23 protein-coding genes are annotated in these 14,543 nt (G+C 60.3%); all 23 read right to left on the bottom strand.

Translation table 11 applies throughout. The features are described from left to right. Positions 1–8: 8 nt before the first annotated feature. Complete coding sequence (locus tag DC363_RS11170) at positions 9–1,328, bottom strand: replication-associated recombination protein A (protein WP_108641233.1); 1,320 nt, start codon at positions 1,326–1,328, stop codon at positions 9–11. Positions 1,329–1,362: 34 nt separating this feature from the next. Then, a complete protein-coding gene (locus tag DC363_RS11165) occupies positions 1,363–1,950 on the bottom strand; it encodes an acyl-homoserine-lactone synthase (RefSeq protein WP_108641232.1) in 588 nt (195 codons plus the stop codon). A gap of 45 nt (positions 1,951–1,995) precedes the next feature. Beyond that, positions 1,996–2,607 carry a helix-turn-helix transcriptional regulator gene (locus DC363_RS11160; protein ID WP_108641231.1) on the bottom strand — a complete coding sequence of 204 codons (612 nt, stop codon included), beginning with the start codon at positions 2,605–2,607 and terminating at the stop codon, positions 1,996–1,998. A 128-nt stretch (positions 2,608–2,735) separates the two neighbouring features. Next, positions 2,736–3,152 carry a 50S ribosomal protein L17 gene (gene rplQ, locus DC363_RS11155; RefSeq protein ID WP_108641230.1) on the bottom strand — a complete coding sequence of 139 codons (417 nt, stop codon included), beginning with the start codon at positions 3,150–3,152 and terminating at the stop codon, positions 2,736–2,738. 117 nt (positions 3,153–3,269) lie between these two features. Then, positions 3,270–4,286: a DNA-directed RNA polymerase subunit alpha gene (locus DC363_RS11150; protein WP_108641277.1), complete on the bottom strand. Its 1,017-nt coding sequence runs from the start codon at positions 4,284–4,286 to the stop codon at positions 3,270–3,272. 110 nt (positions 4,287–4,396) lie between these two features. Continuing rightward, a complete protein-coding gene (rpsK, locus tag DC363_RS11145; protein ID WP_108641229.1) occupies positions 4,397–4,786 on the bottom strand; it encodes a 30S ribosomal protein S11 in 390 nt (129 codons plus the stop codon). 14 nt (positions 4,787–4,800) lie between these two features. Continuing rightward, positions 4,801–5,169, bottom strand: a complete 369-nt coding sequence (rpsM, locus tag DC363_RS11140) for a 30S ribosomal protein S13 (RefSeq protein ID WP_108641228.1) — start codon at positions 5,167–5,169, stop codon at positions 4,801–4,803. Between the two features lie 196 nt (positions 5,170–5,365). Beyond that, positions 5,366–6,013 carry an adenylate kinase gene (locus tag DC363_RS11135; RefSeq protein ID WP_108641227.1) on the bottom strand — a complete coding sequence of 216 codons (648 nt, stop codon included), beginning with the start codon at positions 6,011–6,013 and terminating at the stop codon, positions 5,366–5,368. Further along, positions 6,010–7,368, bottom strand: a complete 1,359-nt coding sequence (gene secY, locus DC363_RS11130; RefSeq protein WP_108641226.1) for a preprotein translocase subunit SecY — start codon at positions 7,366–7,368, stop codon at positions 6,010–6,012. Before secY ends, DC363_RS11135 begins: the two co-directional genes overlap by 4 nt. A gap of 121 nt (positions 7,369–7,489) precedes the next feature. Further along, positions 7,490–7,975 carry a 50S ribosomal protein L15 gene (rplO, locus tag DC363_RS11125; protein WP_108641225.1) on the bottom strand — a complete coding sequence of 162 codons (486 nt, stop codon included), beginning with the start codon at positions 7,973–7,975 and terminating at the stop codon, positions 7,490–7,492. Between the two features lie 151 nt (positions 7,976–8,126). Next, complete coding sequence (locus tag DC363_RS11120; protein ID WP_108641224.1) at positions 8,127–8,786, bottom strand: sulfotransferase family 2 domain-containing protein; 660 nt, start codon at positions 8,784–8,786, stop codon at positions 8,127–8,129. Positions 8,787–8,876: 90 nt separating this feature from the next. Beyond that, entirely contained in the window at positions 8,877–10,091 is a 1,215-nt protein-coding gene (locus tag DC363_RS11115) for a threonine ammonia-lyase (RefSeq protein ID WP_108641223.1), read from the bottom strand. 92 nt (positions 10,092–10,183) lie between these two features. Then, entirely contained in the window at positions 10,184–10,372 is a 189-nt protein-coding gene (gene rpmD / locus DC363_RS11110) for a 50S ribosomal protein L30 (protein WP_108641222.1), read from the bottom strand. A 13-nt stretch (positions 10,373–10,385) separates the two neighbouring features. Further along, positions 10,386–10,982, bottom strand: a complete 597-nt coding sequence (gene rpsE / locus DC363_RS11105; protein ID WP_108641221.1) for a 30S ribosomal protein S5 — start codon at positions 10,980–10,982, stop codon at positions 10,386–10,388. A gap of 110 nt (positions 10,983–11,092) precedes the next feature. Then, a complete protein-coding gene (rplR, locus tag DC363_RS11100; RefSeq protein WP_108641220.1) occupies positions 11,093–11,452 on the bottom strand; it encodes a 50S ribosomal protein L18 in 360 nt (119 codons plus the stop codon). A 5-nt stretch (positions 11,453–11,457) separates the two neighbouring features. Then, the gene (gene rplF, locus DC363_RS11095) at positions 11,458–11,988 is read right to left on the bottom strand and encodes a 50S ribosomal protein L6 (RefSeq protein WP_108641219.1); all 531 of its coding nucleotides are present in this window, start codon (positions 11,986–11,988) and stop codon (positions 11,458–11,460) included. Positions 11,989–11,998: 10 nt separating this feature from the next. Further along, entirely contained in the window at positions 11,999–12,391 is a 393-nt protein-coding gene (gene rpsH, locus DC363_RS11090; protein WP_108641276.1) for a 30S ribosomal protein S8, read from the bottom strand. A 12-nt stretch (positions 12,392–12,403) separates the two neighbouring features. Next, the gene (gene rpsN, locus DC363_RS11085) at positions 12,404–12,709 is read right to left on the bottom strand and encodes a 30S ribosomal protein S14 (protein ID WP_108641218.1); all 306 of its coding nucleotides are present in this window, start codon (positions 12,707–12,709) and stop codon (positions 12,404–12,406) included. 13 nt (positions 12,710–12,722) lie between these two features. Further along, positions 12,723–13,286 (bottom strand): 50S ribosomal protein L5, encoded by a 564-nt coding sequence (gene rplE / locus DC363_RS11080; protein ID WP_108641217.1) that lies wholly within the window; start codon positions 13,284–13,286, stop codon positions 12,723–12,725. Continuing rightward, the gene (gene rplX, locus DC363_RS11075) at positions 13,286–13,591 is read right to left on the bottom strand and encodes a 50S ribosomal protein L24 (RefSeq protein ID WP_108641216.1); all 306 of its coding nucleotides are present in this window, start codon (positions 13,589–13,591) and stop codon (positions 13,286–13,288) included. Before rplX ends, rplE begins: the two co-directional genes overlap by 1 nt. A 2-nt stretch (positions 13,592–13,593) precedes the next feature. Continuing rightward, positions 13,594–13,962 (bottom strand): 50S ribosomal protein L14, encoded by a 369-nt coding sequence (rplN, locus tag DC363_RS11070; RefSeq protein WP_090269417.1) that lies wholly within the window; start codon positions 13,960–13,962, stop codon positions 13,594–13,596. Between the two features lie 82 nt (positions 13,963–14,044). Next, complete coding sequence (gene rpsQ, locus DC363_RS11065; RefSeq protein WP_108641215.1) at positions 14,045–14,275, bottom strand: 30S ribosomal protein S17; 231 nt, start codon at positions 14,273–14,275, stop codon at positions 14,045–14,047. Positions 14,276–14,278: 3 nt separating this feature from the next. Then, complete coding sequence (rpmC, locus tag DC363_RS11060; RefSeq protein WP_108641214.1) at positions 14,279–14,488, bottom strand: 50S ribosomal protein L29; 210 nt, start codon at positions 14,486–14,488, stop codon at positions 14,279–14,281. Between the last annotated feature and the right edge of the window lie 55 nt (positions 14,489–14,543).

The following is a 14,543-nucleotide window of genomic DNA, read 5'->3' as shown; positions in this document are numbered from 1 at the left end:
CTGTGGAGTCAACCGTTGCGCTTGTCGCGCAGCTTGGCGAAATAGGCGACGCGCTTCTTCAGCTCCCGTTCGAACCCGCGGTCGACCGGATTGTAAAAGACGCTGCGCTTCATGCCGTCGGGGAAATAATTCGCCCCGCTGAAGGCGTCCTCGGCGTCGTGGTCATAGGCGTAGCCCTCGCCGTAGCCGATGTCCTTCATCAGCGCGGTCGGCGCGTTGAGTATGTGTTTCGGGGGCGGCTCACTGCCGGTTTTGCGCGCCGCCGCCATGGCGTTCTTGTAAGCCGCATAGACCGCGTTGGATTTCGGCGCGAGCGCGAGGTAGGCCACCGCGTTGGCCAGCGCCAGCTCGCCCTCGGGGCTGCCGAGCCGTTCGTAGGTCTGCCAGGCCTGCAGGCAGATGTTCTGGGCCTGCGGGTCCGCCAGCCCGATATCCTCGACCGCCATGCGAGTCAGGCGACGCGCCAAAAAGCGCGGGTCTTCCCCGCCGCTGAGCATCCGCGCGAACCAATAGAGCGCCGCATCGGGATCCGAACCGCGGATCGACTTATGCAAAGCACTAATCAGGTTGTAATGCTCGTCACCGCTCTTGTCGTAGTTCACCGCCCGCCGCATCAGCCGCGTCGCAAGCGCGTCGGTGTCGAGCTTGCCGTCAACCTTCCAGGCGGCGACTTGTTCGATGAGGTTGAGCACCGCGCGCCCGTCGCCGTCGGCCATCTCGAGCAGCGCTTCCCGCGCAGGGCCTGTAAGTGGCAGTTTGCGACCCAACTCGCGCTCGGCCCGCTGGGTCAATCGTTCCAGATCGGCCAACGAAAGACGTTCCAACACAAGCACTTGCGAGCGTGACAGCACAGCGGCGTTCAGCTCAAAGCTCGGGTTTTCTGTGGTGGCGCCCACCAGCAGGATGGTGCCGTCCTCCATATGGGGTAGAAAGCCGTCCTGTTGCGCCTTGTTGAACCGGTGGATCTCGTCCACGAAAAGCAAGGTGCCGCGCCCGTTCTGTCGCCGCATCTTCGCAGCATCGAACACTTTGCGCAGGTCCGGCACACCGGTGAAAATGGCGCTGATCTGGACGAAATGCAGGTCCGTCTCATCAGCAAGCAGCCGCGCGATGGTGGTTTTGCCCACGCCCGGCGGCCCCCAGAAAATCAACGATGACAGCGAGCCTGAGGCCAGCATGGTGCCCAATGGCGCGTCGGGCCCAAGGATATGTTGCTGGCCGATCACCTCGGCCAGCGACGTCGGGCGCAACCGGTCCGCGAGCGGACGCGGGCCGGAGCCTTTGGGCGTATCTTGCGCTGCTGCGCCGGTGTCGAAGAGGTCAGCCATAGAGCGCGAAACTACCCCCGACGCGGCACGAAGGCTAGTGCAACTGGCTGCCGAAATCGATCCAGACGGCCTGATAATCAATGCCGCCCATGTTCATGTTGCGCCCTGCCGCGTCCATGTCCAACTTGCAGCGCGCGGCCCAGCGGTGCCAGTTGGACGGCAAGAGCGCGATCATCCGGCCGATCCCCTCAACGCGCGAGGTGCGCAGCATCTCCATCACCAGACGCATCCGCACCTTCTGGCGCAGGGCGGCGGGCAGATCGGCGACGATGAACCCGCGCGTCACTTCCCACGTGGCTTCATCCACCGGCGCGGGCGCATAAAGCAGGTCCTGCGGGATCGAATCGAGATACCCGTTCTGCGCGTCGCGGATCATGTAGCTGTAGATGCCGCAACGGGCGGTCGTGGGGGTCAGGCGCACCCCGGCATAGACCCGCCCCGCATCATGTACGGCCAGCCAACGGGACTGCGGCGTGTCGTATTGATCGTACTCCATGCCCATGGTTTCCGGCAGTTCCCAGCGATTATTGAGAATAAAAGCCTCACGGCGGGCGCGAAGTATGTTGGCAAATAGCTCGCCATGGTTGTGGAGATTGGCGAAAGAAAGGGCAGCAGACTTCATGGGTCCTCCAGGTATTGTGACCAGATGGTCGTGAGAGAAAGGAGGTCAGATGAGCCGGTATTCTTTCGCCCGCTGGACAGCCTCGGCAGTGGTGCGCGCAAGAAGCGTGGCCCGCGCAGAAGCGAGCCGTGCCTTGAACGCACTTTCCGAGATGTTCAGCTTGGCGGCAGCGGCAGCATACCGATCTCCGTTGGCAACGGATGTCAAAGCCTCAGCCTGAGCACGGGTGAGGGATGTGGGTGGTTCTGTATTGTTGTGAAGGTCGTTCACCAAAGCGGCGAAGGCGGTAATTTCGGGGCCGGTGAACTCTCGGTCGTGGCGAGCGGCCGAGGCGATCGTGCGCGATTGCATCGGCCCCACCGACACCGCCAGCCCGTAGTTCATGCCGTAAGCCCGCGCCTGTGGCAGGATGTCGAGCGGATCGAGCAGCGTGATCTCGCTCCAGCGGGTGGTTCCCGTCTGGCTGAAGCCCCAGGCGATGATCGGATCGCGCAAGGCATAGGCCTGCGACGTATAGGTCTCGATCCAGCCTTTAGGATAGCTTTGGTAATGCAGCAGCGGCAAAGCAAACCGGATATGAAGGGCGTAAAAGAACCCCTCGGGTGCCAGCCTAGTCATTCGCGCGGTTTGCAGGTCGATACGTTGACGGACTGACATAAGGTCTTATTTTTTCCACATTTTCGCCTTAATCATTCCGTGGGTCTTTTGATTCTACAATACCTTTAAAACGCAAAAAGGCCCGCCGGTTCCGGCGGGCCTTTTGCAGTCAATAAAATAAGGGGTGCTTATTCGGCAGCATCCTCAGCGGCGAGGCGTTCTTTGTCTGCCTTGCCCTTGGCATCGACGTCGCGGTCGACAAATTCGATGATCGCCATGGGCGCCATGTCGCCGTAGCGGAAGCCAGCGCGCAGGACGCGGACGTAGCCGCCCTGACGGTCCTTGTAGCGGGGGCCGAGCACGTCGAAGAGCTTCGCGACATACTGATCCTGCTTGAGCTGCGACGCAGCCTGACGGCGGGCGTGCAGATCGCCGCGTTTCGCCAGCGTGATCATCTTCTCGATGATCGGGCGCAGTTCTTTTGCCTTGGGCAGAGTCGTCTTGATCTGCTCATGTTCGATGAGCGAGCCGGCCATGTTCGCCCAGAGTGCCTTGCGGTGCTCGTGGGTGCGGTTCAGGCGGCGGTAACCTCGTGCGTGACGCATGTGATAGTCTCCATTTTGTTTTAGGGTGGGCCGTTGCGATGCGTGTCGCAGGCTCCGTTTGTGGGGCGGAATTGCCCGGGGTCGAACGCGGGGGGCCACATGGCCCCCCAGCGGGGATTAGAACGAGTCTTCGAATTTCTTCGCAAGATCCTCGATGTTGTCTGGTGGCCAGTCCTCGACGTCCATGCCAAGGTGCAGACCCATGCCCGACAGCACTTCCTTGATCTCATTGAGCGACTTGCGGCCGAAGTTCGGCGTGCGCAGCATCTCGGCTTCGGTTTTCTGGATCAGATCCCCGATGTAGACGATGTTGTCGTTCTTGAGGCAGTTGGCGGAGCGGACGGAGAGCTCGAGCTCGTCAACCTTCTTCAGCAGAAGCGGGTTGAATTCCAGACCGTCGTCGTCGGACGATGCCTGCGCGGACTCGGGCTCGTCGAAGTTGACGAAGATGGACAGCTGGTCCTGCAGGATACGCGCGGCGAAGGCCACGGCGTCATCCGGCGTGATGGAGCCGTCTGTTTCCACTTTCATGGTCAGCTTGTCATAATCCAGAACCTGCCCTTCACGGGTTGGCTGCACGTCGTAGGACACGCGCTTGACCGGCGAATAGATCGCGTCGATCGCCATCATGCCGATGGGCGCATCTTCGGGCTTGTTCTTGTCCGCGGCGACATAGCCCTTTCCGGTGTTGACGGTCAGTTCCATGTAGAGATCGGCACCCTCGTCGAGGTGGCAGATCACGTGGTCCTTGTTGAGGATCTCGATGCCAGCGGATTCCGAGATGTCACCGGCGGTGACGATGCCGGGGCCCTTGGCCTGAACCTGCAAACGCTTGGGGCCTTCGACTTCCATGCGGATGGCGACGCCCTTGAGGTTGAGAACAACATCGGTGACGTCTTCGCGCACGCCGGAGATGCTGGAGAATTCGTGCAGAACGTTGTCGATCTGAACGGCGGTGATCGCCGCGCCTTGCAGCGACGACATCAAAACGCGGCGCAGGGCGTTGCCCAGCGTCAGGCCGAAGCCCCGCTCAAGCGGTTCGGCAACCACGGTTGCCTGACGCAGCGGGTCATTGCCCGGCTTCACGTCCAGTTGCGTCGGCTTGATCAGTTCAGCCCAGTTCTTGTGGATCATGTGTCCCTCCATTCCAGTTTGCCGTTCATGTCCAAATGGCAAACGCCCGAGGTTAAAATGACGGATTGGGGCCGCAGACGGACTGCGGGCCCCAAGGCGTTTTGGATAATTTAGACGCGGCGACGCTTAGGAGGGCGAACACCGTTATGGGCCATTGGCGTCACGTCACGGATCGACGTGATGTTGAAGCCGACGGCAGCCAAAGCGCGCAGCGCGGATTCACGACCGGAACCGGGGCCCTGCACTTCGACTTCCAGCGTTTTCACGCCGTGGTCCTGGGCCTTCTTGCCGGCATCTTCCGCAGCCATCTGGGCGGCGTAAGGTGTCGACTTGCGGGAGCCCTTGAAGCCCATGGTGCCAGCAGACGACCACGAGATCGCGTTGCCCTGCACGTCGGAGATCAGGATTTTCGTGTTGTTAAACGAAGAATTCACGTGAGCAACGCCAGCGGCGATGTTCTTGGAGACCTTCTTCTTGGTGCGTTTAGGATCGCGTGCCATTGATCAAGCCCCCCTTATTTCTTCTTACCGGCAATGGCCTTTGCGGGGCCTTTGCGGGTGCGTGCGTTGGTGGATGTGCGCTGACCGCGAACGGGCAGGTTGCGGCGGTGACGCAGGCCACGGTAGGAGCCGAGGTCCATCATGCGCTTGACGTTCATCTGAACTTCACGACGCAGGTCGCCTTCAACGGTGTAGTTCTCGTCGATGTGCTCGCGAATTTTCAGGACTTCGGCGTCGGACAGCTCATTCACGCGACGGGTCTGATCGATGCCAACGGCTTCGCAGATGTCCTTGGCGGAGGTGTTACCGATTCCGGTGATGTAGGTGAGGGCGATTGGAACCCGCTTTGCAGTCGGGATGTTTACGCCGGCAATACGTGCCACGTTATATCTTCCTTTTCGTTGCGGGTCCGTAGCGCCAGACCCTTTTTTCACAACGTAAGCGCGGACCATCAGGGTGCCGCGCCTAAGTCATATCGAGGTGGTCGAACCGAGACCGACTCGGTGCTGTTCCGGTCAGGAACGGCGCTGTTTAGGAGGGATCGACGCAGCCGTCAACCCCCTGCCCCGTCCCGCGGGCCTAGTCCAGAATTCCGGCGATTTCAGCGGCGACTTCGTCCATCGTGCCCAAGGCATTGATCGCGGTCAGATCGCCCTTGCAGTAGTAGTAGCCGATCAGCGGCGAAGTCTGTTTGTAATAGGCCAGCAGCCGGGTCTTCAACGCCTCTTCGGTGTCGTCGGCGCGCCGGGTCTGTTCGGTGCTGCCGCAGTTGGCGCATTTGCCGTCCGCGGGCCAGGGCTTGGTCTGGTCGTTGTAAACCTCACCACAGTTGCCACAGGTCGAGCGCGCGGTGATCCGGGCGACAAGCGCCTCATCGTCGACCGCCATTTCGATCACGTGATCAAGGCTTTGCCCCATGTCCGCCAGCAATTCCCCCAGCGCATCGGCCTGCGCCAGTGTGCGTGGGAAGCCGTCGAAGATGAACCCGCCCGCGTGGCTGGTGTCTTCCAGCTGTTCGCGGATCAGACCGATAACGATCTCGTCCGTGACCAACTGCCCCGCGTCCATCACAGCCGCGACCTTCTTGCCCATTTCGGTGCCCGAGGTGCGGGCGGCGCGCAGCATGTCCCCGGTGCTCAACTGCACCATATCACGCTCATCAACGAGTTTGCGGGCCTGTGTGCCTTTGCCGGCTCCGGGCGGTCCGAGAAGGATAATATTGGTCATCGGCGGGAAGGACTCCGTTTCTTGCCGCCACGCTTGCCGCGCAGCTGGGATTTCTCGATCAGCCCCTCATACTGATGGGCCAGCAGGTGGGACTGGATTTGCTGGATCGTGTCCATGCCGACGCTCACGATGATCAACACCGAGGTGCCGCCGAAATAGAACGGGATCGCAAGCTGGCTGCGCAGAATCTCCGGCAGCAGGACGACAAGCGCAAGATAGGCGGAGCCGAGAACCAGAATGCGGGTCACGACGTAATCCAGATATTCCTGCGTGCGCTTGCCGGGGCGGATGCCGGGCACGAAGCCGTTCTGGTTCTTCAGGTTGTCGGCGACCTCATCGGTCTTGAAGGCCACTTCCTTGGTGTAGAAGAAGGTGAAGAACACCACCATCGCGGTCATGAACAGCAGGTAGAGCGGCTGACCGGGGCCGAAATAGGCGAGGATCGTGGACATCACCGGCCCGGTCTGCGTGCTGCCCGAGAAGGTGGCCAGCGTGGTCGGCAGAAGCAACAACGCCGACGCGAAGATCGCCGGGATCACGCCCGCAGGGTTGACCTTGATCGGCAGGTGGCTGGAGCCCCCATCATAGACCTTCATGCCGACCTGACGGCGTGGATACTGGATGTGGATCTTGCGCAGGGACCGCTCCATGAAGACCACGAAGGCAAAGACCGCGATCACCATAGCAAAGACGCCAAGCACGAGGCCCCAGTTATTCGTCTCACGCCCCTGGGCCAGGAACCCGGCGAGGGCCGCGGGAACTTCGGCGATGATGCCCACGAAAATGATAAGCGAGATGCCGTTGCCGATGCCGCGGGCGGTGATCTGTTCGCCCAGCCACATCAGGAACATGGTGCCGCCGACCAGCGTGATGACCGCTGCCGCCTTAAACGTCAGTCCGGGATCAGTGACCAGACCGCCCGCCTCAAGCCCTGCGGCCATGCCGTAAGCCTGGAAGGTGGCCAGAACCACGGTGCCGTAGCGGGTGTATTGATTGAGCTTCTTGCGCCCCTGCTCACCCTCTTTCTTGAGCTGCTTCAAAGGCTCCCACATGGCGCCCAGAAGCTGCACGATGATCGAGGCGGAAATGTAGGGCATGATGCCCAGGGCGAAGATGCCCATGCGGCCCAACGCGCCGCCGGTGAACATCGACAGGATGCCGCCGATGCCGCTGGCCGCTTCCTCCATAAAGGCGCGAAGCTGATCCGCGTCGATGCCCGGCACGGGAATGTAGGTGCCGACGCGATAGACGATCAACAGGCCGAGGGTGAAAAAGATCCGCTGCCGGAGTTCCTTGGCCTGGCCAAACGCGCTCCAACTGGTGTTCGCGGCCATTTGCTCTGCTGCTGATGCCATGGGGTGGGTGCCTATCTATGATCGGTTCTTATGTGCAAACGCCGCCAGCCTTGGGGGTCCAAAGCGGCGGCGTCTTTGTCCGTGTAACGATGTAAGGGGCATATCCACCCCTCACAAGGTCTTATTCAGCCGCTGGAGCGTCTTGCGCCGGAGCCGTGACCGTCAGCGTGCCGCCTGCCTTTTCGACAGCTTCGATGGCACCCTTGGACGCGCCCGTCACTTCGATCGTGGCCTTGGCGGTCAGTTCGCCCTTGCCCAGCACGCGGATGCCGTCAAGCTTGCGCCGCACGAGGCCGGAAGACACCAGCGTGTCTTCGTTGATCTTGCCGGCATCCAGCTTCTTGTCGTCGATGAACTTCTGGATCAGGCCGAGGTTCACAACGGCGTATTTCTTGGCGTTCGGCTTGTTGAAGCCGCGCTTTGGCAAGCGCTGGTAGAGCGGCATCTGGCCGCCTTCGAAGCCCTTGATCGCCACGCCGGAACGGGATTTCTGACCCTTGATCCCGCGACCACCCATTTTACCCATGCCCGAACCGGGGCCACGGCCCACGCGCTTCTTGGGCTTGTTCGCACCGGGATTGTCACGAAGTTCGTTCAGTTTAACCATGTCGCTGTCTCCTTGCCGGAAGACCTGACCCAGCGAAGATCAGGCACGCGGCGTTTGTTTGATTCGTATTCATCTCGCGGCCGGGAAGAAGGCCACCGGCGGCGTATAGGACAACGTCGCGCATGGGGCAAGAGCCAGATATAGCTTGGGTCTAACGTGAACGCTGTTGATACCCGAACGTGTCGAAGTCCGGCTTATACAAACGGTTGATGATTTCAATGGAAAGCGGATCAAGTTCGACGTTTGCTGCGGTCTTGTTAACGTTTTTTCGTGGAAGCTGGATGGGTCCCAAGCCGAGGTCTTCGCAAAGTTGCGCGAAATCGTCGTTTAACGTTTCAAGTCTTAGAACGCGGTCGGCAGCCAATCGGCCGTCTAAAGTGAGGAAGTCAAACTGGGACGGTATCGTGGCAAAACGTAGATTTTTGTTTTCTATCCAAGAGATTGGTTTTGCTGATTTTTCCCTCCACGCGAGGAACTGCGCTAGGGTCATGTTTAGCGTTTGGTCCGCGTAGCGTCGGTTCCGATTTCGCGTACGCATGTGCCGAAAATGCGAGACGGCGTGGTCATACGGGTTTCGGACGACGGCAAATGTGAACATATTGACCCCCGAGGCCACGGTGTGAACGGTTTGCAGATCATCGTGTCTGCGGAAACGGGCCTCTTGCCATGGCAGACGCCTGCCTAATATCCGGGCGGCACGGCTTTTGAGTGTTTTGGGTTCTCTTGTATCCAGATGTTCAAGGCTGCTTCTGACAGATGTGCCGCCTGTTTTGGGGATGTGGATGAACAAAAAGGTGTCATTGATGATCATCGCCGCGCGCGCCTTCGCGTTGTTTATGGTCGTTTAGAGTGTGCGGCTTAGAACGTAAACGCAAGGCGTGGTCCTTCGCTATTTGCGCCGTCAAACTCCGCTATCTGATCGCACGCTAAAGCCCTGACTTCTTAGCGCCCCGACAATCATCTCCACATGCCCCAAGTCCCGCGCTTCGATCACGACGTCGAGTTCCGCCTGTTTCAGGCTCACCGATTGCATCATCCGTTGGTGGATGACCTCCACCACGTTTGCACCCGCTTCCCCGATGATCCGTGAAATATCAGCGAGTTGCCCCGGCGTGTCACTGATCTCGAACGTAAGCCGCGTGATGCGGCCATCGCGGACGAGGCCGCGCAGGATCAGGGTCGAGAGCAGGCGGCTGTCGATGTTGCCGCCGCAGACCACCAGCCCGACCTTCTTGCCCGCATAGGCTGCGAGATTGTTCTTGATCACCGCGAGCCCTGCCCCGGGCGCGCCTTCGGCCACGAGTTTCTCCGCCGAGAGCAGGTCGAAGACCGCGTCCTCGATTTCCGCCTCGGTCGCGCTGTCGATCCGGGTGACGTGTTGTTTGATCACGGCGAGGTTGGCCGCCGAGGGTTCCTTGACCGCGATCCCCTCTGCCAGCGTCGCGCCGTCGAAATTCGTGGGCGCCCCGTCGAACTGTGCCTTGGCGGCGTCAAAAAGCTGCGCCTGTGCGCCGATGAATTCGATTTCGGGCTTGATCGCTTTGGCGGCCACGGCCATGCCGGCGATCAACCCGCCGCCGCCGATGGGCACGACGATGCAATCGAGGTCCGGGGCCTGTTCCAACATCTCCAGCGCGACCGTCCCCTGCCCCGCCGCGATCACCGGATCGTCGAAGGGATGCAGGAAGGTCAGCCCGTCCCGCGCCGCCAGATCCAGCGTAAACTGCACGGAACTGTCGAAGCCCGTGCCATGCAAGATCACGGTCGCGCCGAAATCCTCGGTCCGTTTGACTTTGTTGAAGGGCGTCCCCTCGGGCATGACGATGGTGCTGGCGATACCCAGACGGGTCGCGTGATAGGCCACGCCTTGCGCGTGATTGCCCGCGCTGCAGGCGATCACTCCGGCCCGTTTCTGCGCCTCCGTAAGCGTCAGCAGCTTCGCCAGCGCGCCGCGCGCTTTGAAGGCATTGGTATGCTGCAGGTTTTCCAGCTTCAGGTGCAGGTCGATGCCAAGATGCAGGGACAGGCGGGTGGCCGGCACCAGCGGTGTGCGGATCGTAGCGTCACGGATCGCGTCATAGGTGTTGCGGATCAGGTCGGGGGTCAGATGTGTCATGACAGGCACCGTGGCAAGGAGAGGAAGGGGCTGCAACGAAAAACGCCCCGCAGCGGACTGCGGGGCGTTGATCGGGTTGAAGGGCGCAGCGCTTAGTCGCGCTCTTCGATGATCTCGACCATGTGCGGGATCTTGGCGATCATGCCGCGCACCGAAGGCGTGTCTTCCAGCTCACGGGTCTTGTGCATCTTGTTGAGGCCCAGACCGATCAGCGTGGCACGCTGTTCCTGTGGGCGACGGATCGGCGAACCGATCTGCTTGATGACGATTGTCTTGGCCATGGGTCAGGCTCCTTTAGGCGTCAGCGGCGGCAGAGGCGACGGGCGCGTTATGCGCGACGTCCGACTGCTCGTCGATGGGGTTGGTTTTCGGCAGAATGTCGGCCACCTTCTTGCCGCGACGCTGGGCCACGGAGCGGGGGCTCGATTCTTTCTGCAGGCCGTCCAGAGTGGCGCGGATCATGTTGTAGGGGTTCTGCGACCCAATGGACTTGGCCACCACGTCCTGAACGCCAAGCATCTCGAACACGGCACGCATCGGACCACCGGCGATGATACCGGTACCCTGTGGCGCGGTGCGCATGACGACCTTGCCGGCACCCCAACGACCGTTCATGTCGTGGTGCAGCGTGCGACCTTCGCGCAGCGGCACGCGGATCATCTGACGCTTGGCCTGCTCGGTGGCCTTGCGGATCGCCTCGGGGACTTCCTTGGCTTTCCCCTTGCCAAAGCCGACGCGGCCCTTCTGGTCGCCCACGACGACGAGGGCGGCGAAGCCGAAGCGCTTACCACCCTTGACGGTCTTGGACACACGGTTGATCGCGACAAGGCGATCGGCGAATTCTGGTGTTTCTTCACGACGGTTACCGCCGCGCTGGTTATCACGAGCCATGTGGCCCTCCTTAAGAATGGTGCGCATCTGCGCTTTGTCTCAATCCTGGTGGGCGTCCTGCGGACCCCCCGGATCATCGGAAGGGCCCCGGCGGGGCCCTTCACAGTGTCTTAGATCTTCAGACCGCCTTCACGGGCAGCTTCGGCCAGAGCCTTCACCTTGCCGTGGAAGAGGAAACCGCCACGGTCGAAATAGGCTTCGGTCACACCGGCCTTTTTCGCACGTTCCGCGATGGCCGCACCGACCTTGGAGGCGGCTTCGACGTTGTTCTTGCCGACCACGCCGAGATCCTTCTCGAGCGAGGAGGCAGAGGCGACGGTCACGCCGTTCACATCGTCGATCAGCTGAACGCTGATGTTCTTGTTGGAGCGGTGCACGGACAGACGCGGACGGCCTGCGTTCACTTTGCGGAGCTTGTTCCGAACGCGCAGACGGCGTTTGATGAACAATTGACGCTTGGAGTTTGCCATCGTTCTTACCTCTTGCCTTCTTTGCGGAAGATATACTCGTCCTTGTACTTGATACCCTTGCCTTTGTAGGGCTCGGGCTTGCGCCACTCACGGATGTTCGCCGCGACCTGACCAACCTGCTGCTGGTCCTGGCCTTCGACGATCACGATGGTCGGCTTGGGGGCGGTGACGGTGACGCCTTCCGGAACCTCAAAGTCGACATCGTGCGAGTAACCGAGGTTCAGCTTCAGGGTGTTGCCCTGCATCTGAGCACGGTAACCAACGCCGTTGATCTCAAGCTCTTTCGTGAAGCCGGTGGTGACACCGGTGACGAGGTTTTGCACCTGCGTGCGGGTCATGCCCCACTGCTGGCGGGCCCGCTTGGACTTGCCACGGGGTTCCACCTTGACGGCGTCGTCCGCGACAGTCAGCGTGACATCGTCGGTTGCGGTAAAGCTGCGGGTGCCTTTCGGCCCCTTCACTTCAACGGTCTGGCCGGACACGTTGGCGGTAACGCCATCGGGCAGGCTGACCGGTTTCTTACCAATACGAGACATCGTTTTCTCCTTAGAATACGGTGCAGAGCACTTCGCCGCCAACGTTCTGGCTGCGGGCGTTTGCATCCGACATCACACCCTTGGGGGTGGAGACAATCGACACGCCAAGGCCCTGACGGACCGCAGGAATGTCATTCACGCTTGCATAGACGCGACGACCGGGCTTGGAGACCCGCTTGACTTCGCGAATGACGGGCGTGCCTTCGTAGTACTTGAGGCTGATCTCGAACGCGGGGTGGCCGCGCTCGTCCTTGCTCTCTTCGTAGCCGCGAATGTAGCCTTCGTCTGCCAGCACATCGAGAACCCAACCGCGCAGTTTGGAAGCCGGCGTCGCCACTGTGGACTTGCCGCGCATCTGGCCGTTGCGGATACGGGTCAGCATATCACCGATAGGATCGTTCATCATCGTCTCTCCTTACCAGCTGGACTTCGTGAGGCCGGGGATCTCGCCGTTGGACCCGAGGTCCCGCAGCGCAATACGGCTCATTTTCAGCTTGCGGTAGTACGCGTGCGGACGACCGGTCAGCTGGCAACGGTTGTGCAGACGAACGGGTGCCGAGTTGCGTGGCAGCTTCGCAAGCTTCAGGCGCGCTTTGAAACGCTCTTCCATGGGCTTGCTTTCGTCGTTTGCGATTTCTTTGAGTTCGGCGCGTTTGGCTGCGTACTTTTCGACGAGCTTCTGACGCTTCACTTCGCGGGCGATCATGGATTTTTTAGCCATATCAATCTTCCCCTTAGCTGTTGAACGGCATGTTGAAATGCTTCAACAGCGCTTTTGCTTCTGCATCGTTGTCTGCAGTCGTGCAGATGACGATATCCATACCCCAGGCAACGTCGATCTTGTCGAAGTTGATTTCGGGGAAGACGAGGTGTTCCTTGATGCCCATGGCATAGTTGCCACGCCCATCGAATGCCTTGCCCGAGACGCCGCGGAAGTCGCGGATACGGGGCATTGCGATGTTGATCAGACGGTCAAGGAATTCAAACATGCGGTCGCCACGCAGGGTGACTTTGGCGCCCAGAGGCATGTCTTCACGCACCCGGAAACCCGCGATGGATTTCTTGGCTTTCGTGATGACGGCCATCTGACCGGCAATCGCAGAGAGATCTTCCTGAGCCGACTTGGCTTTCTTGGAATCGTTCACAGCTTCAGAGCCGCAGCCAATATTCAGAACGATTTTTTCCAGACCGGGGATCTGCATGTCGTTCTTGTAGCCGAACTCTTCTTTCATCGCCGGTTTGATCGTCGATGCGTAGACGTCCTTCAGACGCGGGGTGTAGTTTGCGGTATCAAGCATCAGATCACATCCCCTGTTGTCTTGGCGAAGCGGACTTTCTTGTCGCCGTCCATCTTGAAGCCAACGCGCGTCGCTTTGCCGTTCTTGTCCACAATCGCGAGATTGGAGAGGTCGATGGGCATCGCCTTGGGTGTGCGACCACCCTGCGTTGTCTGGGACTGTTTCACGTGGCGGATGGCGATGTTGATGCCATCCACGACAGCTTTGCCGGCCTTGGGGTCGACGGACGAGATTTCGCCGGTTTTGCCCTTGTCCTTGCCAGCCAGCACGATGACCTTGTCACCTTTGCGAAGTTTAGCAGCCATTGTTACAGCACCTCCGGAGCAAGCGAGATGATCTTCATGAAGTTCTTCGCGCGCAGTTCGCGAACCACGGGCCCGAAGATCCGGGTGCCCACAGGCTCGTTGCTGTTGTTGAGGATCACGGCCGCGTTGCGGTCGAAGCGAATGGCCGTGCCGTCTTCACGACGAACTTCCTTGGCGGTGCGCACGACGACGGCCTTGCGGACGTCACCCTTTTTCACGCGACCACGTGGGATGGCCTCTTTCACCGATACGACGATGATATCGCCGACCGATGCGTAACGACGGTGGGAACCGCCGAGCACCTTGATGCACTGAACACGGCGTGCGCCGCTGTTGTCAGCCACATCTAGGTTGGTCTGCATCTGGATCATTTAGATTACTCCCGACCTATAGGGTCAGTCCCGATTCTGACCGGGCCCCTAGGGTTTCGTTAATCTGGTCCGTGATCGCGCCTTAGGCGTTGATCACTTCCCAGCGTTTGGTTTTCGACTTTGGTGCACATTCCTGGATGCGAACGGTATCGCCGACCTTGAATGTGTTGTGCTCATCGTGGGCCCGGTATTTCTTGGACTTCCGAATGGTTTTTTCCATCAACGGGTGCTTGAAGCGACGCTCCACGGACACGGAAATGGTCTGATCGTTCTGGTTGGAGGTGACAACACCGGTCAGAATACGCTTGGGCATTGATTAGGCCTCCGACTTGGCGGCGTCTGCCGCTTTTTCGTTCAGGATGGTTTTGACACGGGCCGCGTCACGCTTGACGCTGCGCATGCGGGCTGTGTTTTCCAGCGATCCGGTCGCCTGCTGGAAACGCAGGTTGAAGGATTCTTTTTTCAGGTTGGCCAGCTCATCACGAAGCTGGTCAGGGGTCTTGCCCCGAAGTTCATTGGCGTCCATCGGACGGCTCCTTATGTCAACATCACCGGCGGGCCGTGATTTTGCGCGCTTGTCC

The sequence above is a fragment of the Thalassorhabdomicrobium marinisediminis genome, from assembly GCF_003072065.1.
Taxonomy (GTDB): Bacteria; Pseudomonadota; Alphaproteobacteria; order Rhodobacterales; family Rhodobacteraceae; genus Octadecabacter; species Octadecabacter marinisediminis.
The sequence above is the reverse complement of the archived record's forward strand: the minus strand, read 5'-3'. Positions and strand labels throughout refer to the sequence as shown.